Genomic DNA, 3,921 nt, shown 5'->3' on the forward strand with positions numbered 1-3,921 from the left:
CGAGCAGTCCGCCGGGCGAGGCGGTCTCGACCTGCTCGTTGCCCGACTGTAGCGAGCGAATGCTCGTCTCCAGCGGCTCCCAACGGGTCTCGCCGCCCTCCTCGACCTCGCGGCCGGGGCGGAGCTGCAGGTCGTCGCCGACCTCCAGCGTCCCCTCGACGAGCGAGCCGCCGATGACGCCGCCCTCCAGCTCGTCGAACGTCGCGCCGGGGCGGTTGATGTCGAACGAGCGCGCCACGAACATCCGTGAATCCGCGTCCGGGTCGCGGTCGGGCGTGGGGATCTCGGACTCGATGGCGTCGATGAGCAGGTCGAGGTTGACCTCCTGCTGGGCCGAGACGGGGACGATGGGGGCGTCCTCCGCGACGGTCCCCTCGACGAACTCCTGGATCTGCTCGTAGTTCTCGACCGCCCGGTCGCGGTCGACGAGGTCGACCTTGTTCTGGGCGATGACGATGTTGTCGATGCCGATGATGTCGAGCGCCATCAGGTGCTCCTCCGTCTGCGCCTGGGGCACGTCCTCGGTGGCGCTCACGACGAGCACGGCGCCGTCCATGATCGACGCGCCCGACAGCATCGTCGCCATCAGCGTCTCGTGGCCCGGTGCGTCCACGAACGAGACGGTGCGGACGACCTCGCTTTCGGAGCCGTCCTCGCACTCCTCCTCGACGGTGTAACACTCGGGCTCGTCGACGCCGGGACAGCGACGGAACGTCGCGTCCGCGTAGCCCAGCCGGATGGAGATGCCGCGCTTCATCTCCTCCGAGTGCTGGTCGGTCCACGAGCCGGACAACGCCTGCACGAGCGTCGTCTTCCCGTGGTCGACGTGACCGACGAGTCCGATGTTCACCTCCGGTTGTGTGTTAGGTTGTGTCACCATAGACCTCCTGTGAGAGTAATCTTGCGTGAATTTCGCCCCGTGCGAGTGATAAAGTTGCTGTTATCGGTGCGGTCGCGGCTTGCGGATCCACCGCGTGGTTCGGCGGTCGCGGCGACCGCGGACGGCCTGCCCCTCGCGATCCCGGACCGCGACCGATAGACGAAAGACGGCCGCGCACCACGGTTCGACCATGAGCGAGGAGCGCGAGCCGGTGAAGCCGAGCGACCTCGGCGGCGAGGGGCCGCCGGTCGAGGAGAAGCCCTACAAGATCGTCTTCGAGGCGAACAAGTGCTTCGGGGCGGGGCGGTGCGCCGAGGCGTCGGACAACTGGGAGCTGGACCTCGACACGGGGCTCGCGCGGCCGAAGTCCTACTACGTCGCCGAGGACGAGTTGGCGGAGAACGTCCGCGCCGCGGAGCTGTGCCCCGCCAAGAAGGACCAGGGGATCATCCACGTCGTCGACCGCCGCACCGATGAGGAGATCGCGCCGGACCCCCACGGCGACGGAACGCTCTCGGTCGACTGGTAGAGTGTCGACACCGCCGTTCGAGCAGGCACCGCCGTCCGATCAGGCACCGCCGTCCGCGTCCCCGACCGAGAGCAGCGCGGCGCCCGCGGCCGCCGCCGCGAGCCCGGCCGCGAGCAGCGCCGTCTCTCCGGTCACTCCCCCACCGACCACCAGCGCGCCGCCGAGCGCGACCAGCAGCCAGACGACCGGCCCGCCGTCCGTCGCGTTCATAAACTGTCCCTCGCGGCCGCCCCGTAAATCGGTGGCGGAGCGCGGGAGGGTTCCCCGCCGCACCGAAAGCGGTTTCCCCACGCCCGCGGATGGTTCATAACGCGCGGGGGTGGCCGAGCCTGGCCAAAGGCGGCGGGCTTAAGACCCGCTCTCGAAGGAGTTCGAGGGTTCGAATCCCTTCCCCTGCATTCTCCGACCGCTCGTGGCTAAGGCGGTGAGACTGCACGCGCGGCGGGAGTTCTGCGGGATCCGCGAAAAGCGTTCGTCCGCCGTGCAACCGCGGTGCCGTGGCGATGCCGTGGCGATGCCGTGGCTAATGCTGTCGGCGCGCGCCGCGGGGACCCTGCGTCGCCGCGACCGCCCGAGGTCGCCAGCGCGCTACTGCACGCTGGCTGCTCGAAAATCTCCGATTCTGGCTGCTCGAAAATCTCCGATTTTCGGTGGAGGCGGCGGCGCGGCCGCCTGCAGTGCGGTGCCGTTCCGCGGCCGCGCCGCCGCCGAGGTTGGGGAGGTGCGAGGCCTGCGGTGCTGTGCGGGGCTGTTTCGGTGCAGTCGCGGTGCGGTTGCGGTGGGCGGGACTGAACGGGGCAGCCGGCTCGATCCGGTCCGGACGCCGCTCTCGCGAGCGTGTCGAACGAGAGTCAGCGAGTCCCAGCCCGGCAGTCCGCTACCGCAGGCAACCCGGAGCGTCTGCCGGAACCCGGCGCGGTCGAGCCGGCTGGGGCTTTCTGGGTGGTACCGTTCGGCACCGGGATCAGCGACCGAAACAGAACCCCTTCCGTAGAACTCCGCGTGTCGACCCCACCCTTTTTCGACGCGCCACCCCAAGTACGGGTATGTCTGCTCTACGCGACGCGCTTCGGGACCTCCCGGAAGCCGTGTTCGCGGACCTGCTGGAGTCCGACGACGCGTATCTCGTGGTCCTCGACCTGCCCGGTGCGACGAGCGAGACGACAGACGTGGTCGCCGAGGACGGCCGCCTCGTGATCGAGGCCCGCCGCGAGAAGCGGACCCCGGAGGCGTTCCGCTACGTGCGCGAGGACCGACCGCTGTTCCTGGACACGGAGCTGCCCCTCCCGCCGGACGCGATCGGCGAGGAGGCGGACGCCGCCATGGACCGGGGGGTCGTCGAGGTGACGCTCCCCAAGCGCACGGACGGCGAGCGCCGGCAGATCCCGGTCGACGACTGACGGGTGGTCACGCTGGTCAACCTTCGCGCTTACTGGCGCTTCCTCGTCGTCGTCCGACGGTTCTCGCCGCTGATCGCCGCCTACTGGCGGGACCGAAAGCGGTTCCTGCTGTTCGGCGGGAGCCGGAGCGTCGGCGAGGAGACGCAGAAGGAGCGCGCCGCGGTGCTCCTGGACATCCTGCTGACGCTCGGGCCGACGTTCATCAAGCTCGGCCAACTGCTGTCGACGCGGCCGGACATCCTCCCGCCCGCGTATATCGAGGTGTTAGAGGAACTGCAGGACGACGTGCCGCCGGCGCCGTTCTCGGAGGCCGAGACGGTGCTGGAGGAGGAGCTCGGTCCGGTCGCGGAGACGTTCGACGCGTTCGACGACGAGCCGATAAGCGGGGCCAGCCTCGGACAGGTGTACCGCGCGACCTACGAGGGCGAGGAGGTCGCGGTGAAGGTGCGCCGACCGGGGATCGAGCCGCTGGTGGAGGCAGACCTGCGCGCGATCCGGTGGGGGCTCCCCCTCCTGAAGCGGTTCCTCGGCGGCGGCCGCGCGTTCTCGCTGGAGAATCTCGCGGACGAGTTCGCGGAGACGATCCGCGAGGAGATGGACTACCGCCGGGAGCGCCGCATGCTCGAGGAGATCGGCGAGGACTTCGCGGGCGACGACCGGATCCGGATCCCCGACTCGTACCCCGGCGCGTCGGGCCCGCGCGTGCTGACGATGGAGTACGTCCCCGGAACGAAGATCAACCGAGTTGACGCGTTGCGGGAGGCTGGCCACGACCCGACCGTGCTCGCGGAGGCGCTCCAGCGCGCGTACCTGCGGATGATCATCCAGGAGGGCGTCTTCCACGCCGACCCGCATCCCGGCAACCTCGCGGTCGACGAGTCGGGCGCGATCGTCTTCTACGACTTCGGCATGTCGGACACCGTCGACCCCTTCGTTCAGTCGAAGATCGTCGACTTCTACGTCGCCGTGGCGAGCAAAGACACCGACGCGATCCTCGACACACTGATCGAGCTGGGGACGCTCTCGCCGGAGGCCGACCGGCAGGTGATGGGGGAGGTGCTGGAGCTGGCCATCGCGGACGCCCGCGGCGAGGACATCGAGCAGTACCGCGT

5 protein-coding genes and 1 tRNA gene are annotated in these 3,921 nt (G+C 69.6%); 4 read left to right on the forward strand and 2 right to left on the reverse strand.

Features of this window, described 5'->3' with window-relative positions:
- A partial coding sequence (locus AN233_RS08425) for a translation initiation factor IF-2 subunit gamma (RefSeq protein ID WP_394326201.1) occupies window positions 1-877 on the reverse strand: 877 nt, incomplete at its 3' end.
- A 193-nt stretch (window positions 878-1,070) separates the two neighbouring features.
- On the opposite strand from AN233_RS08425, the gene AN233_RS08430 reads away from it, so the two are divergent.
- Window positions 1,071-1,409 carry a ferredoxin gene (locus AN233_RS08430; protein WP_058366346.1) on the forward strand — a complete coding sequence of 113 codons (339 nt, stop codon included), beginning with the start codon at window positions 1,071-1,073 and terminating at the stop codon, window positions 1,407-1,409.
- Between the two features lie 39 nt (window positions 1,410-1,448).
- Here the strand turns inward: AN233_RS08430 and AN233_RS17285 are convergent, their stop codons facing one another.
- A complete protein-coding gene (locus AN233_RS17285) occupies window positions 1,449-1,619 on the reverse strand; it encodes a hypothetical protein (RefSeq protein WP_176696667.1) in 171 nt (56 codons plus the stop codon).
- 103 nt (window positions 1,620-1,722) lie between these two features.
- On the opposite strand from AN233_RS17285, the gene AN233_RS08435 reads away from it, so the two are divergent.
- The 3 genes from AN233_RS08435 to AN233_RS08445 form a co-directional block, all read left to right on the forward strand.
- Window positions 1,723-1,807 (forward strand) — tRNA-Leu (locus AN233_RS08435).
- A gap of 648 nt (window positions 1,808-2,455) precedes the next feature.
- Entirely contained in the window at window positions 2,456-2,809 is a 354-nt protein-coding gene (locus AN233_RS08440; RefSeq protein ID WP_058366347.1) for an Hsp20/alpha crystallin family protein, read from the forward strand.
- Between the two features lie 3 nt (window positions 2,810-2,812).
- Window positions 2,813-3,921, forward strand: a 1,109-nt coding sequence (locus tag AN233_RS08445) for an ABC1 kinase family protein (RefSeq protein WP_058366413.1), incomplete at its 3' end; no start/stop codon positions are given.

The organism is Haloparvum sedimenti, assembly GCF_001462205.1.
GTDB classification, from domain to species: Archaea; Halobacteriota; Halobacteria; order Halobacteriales; family Haloferacaceae; genus Haloparvum; species Haloparvum sedimenti.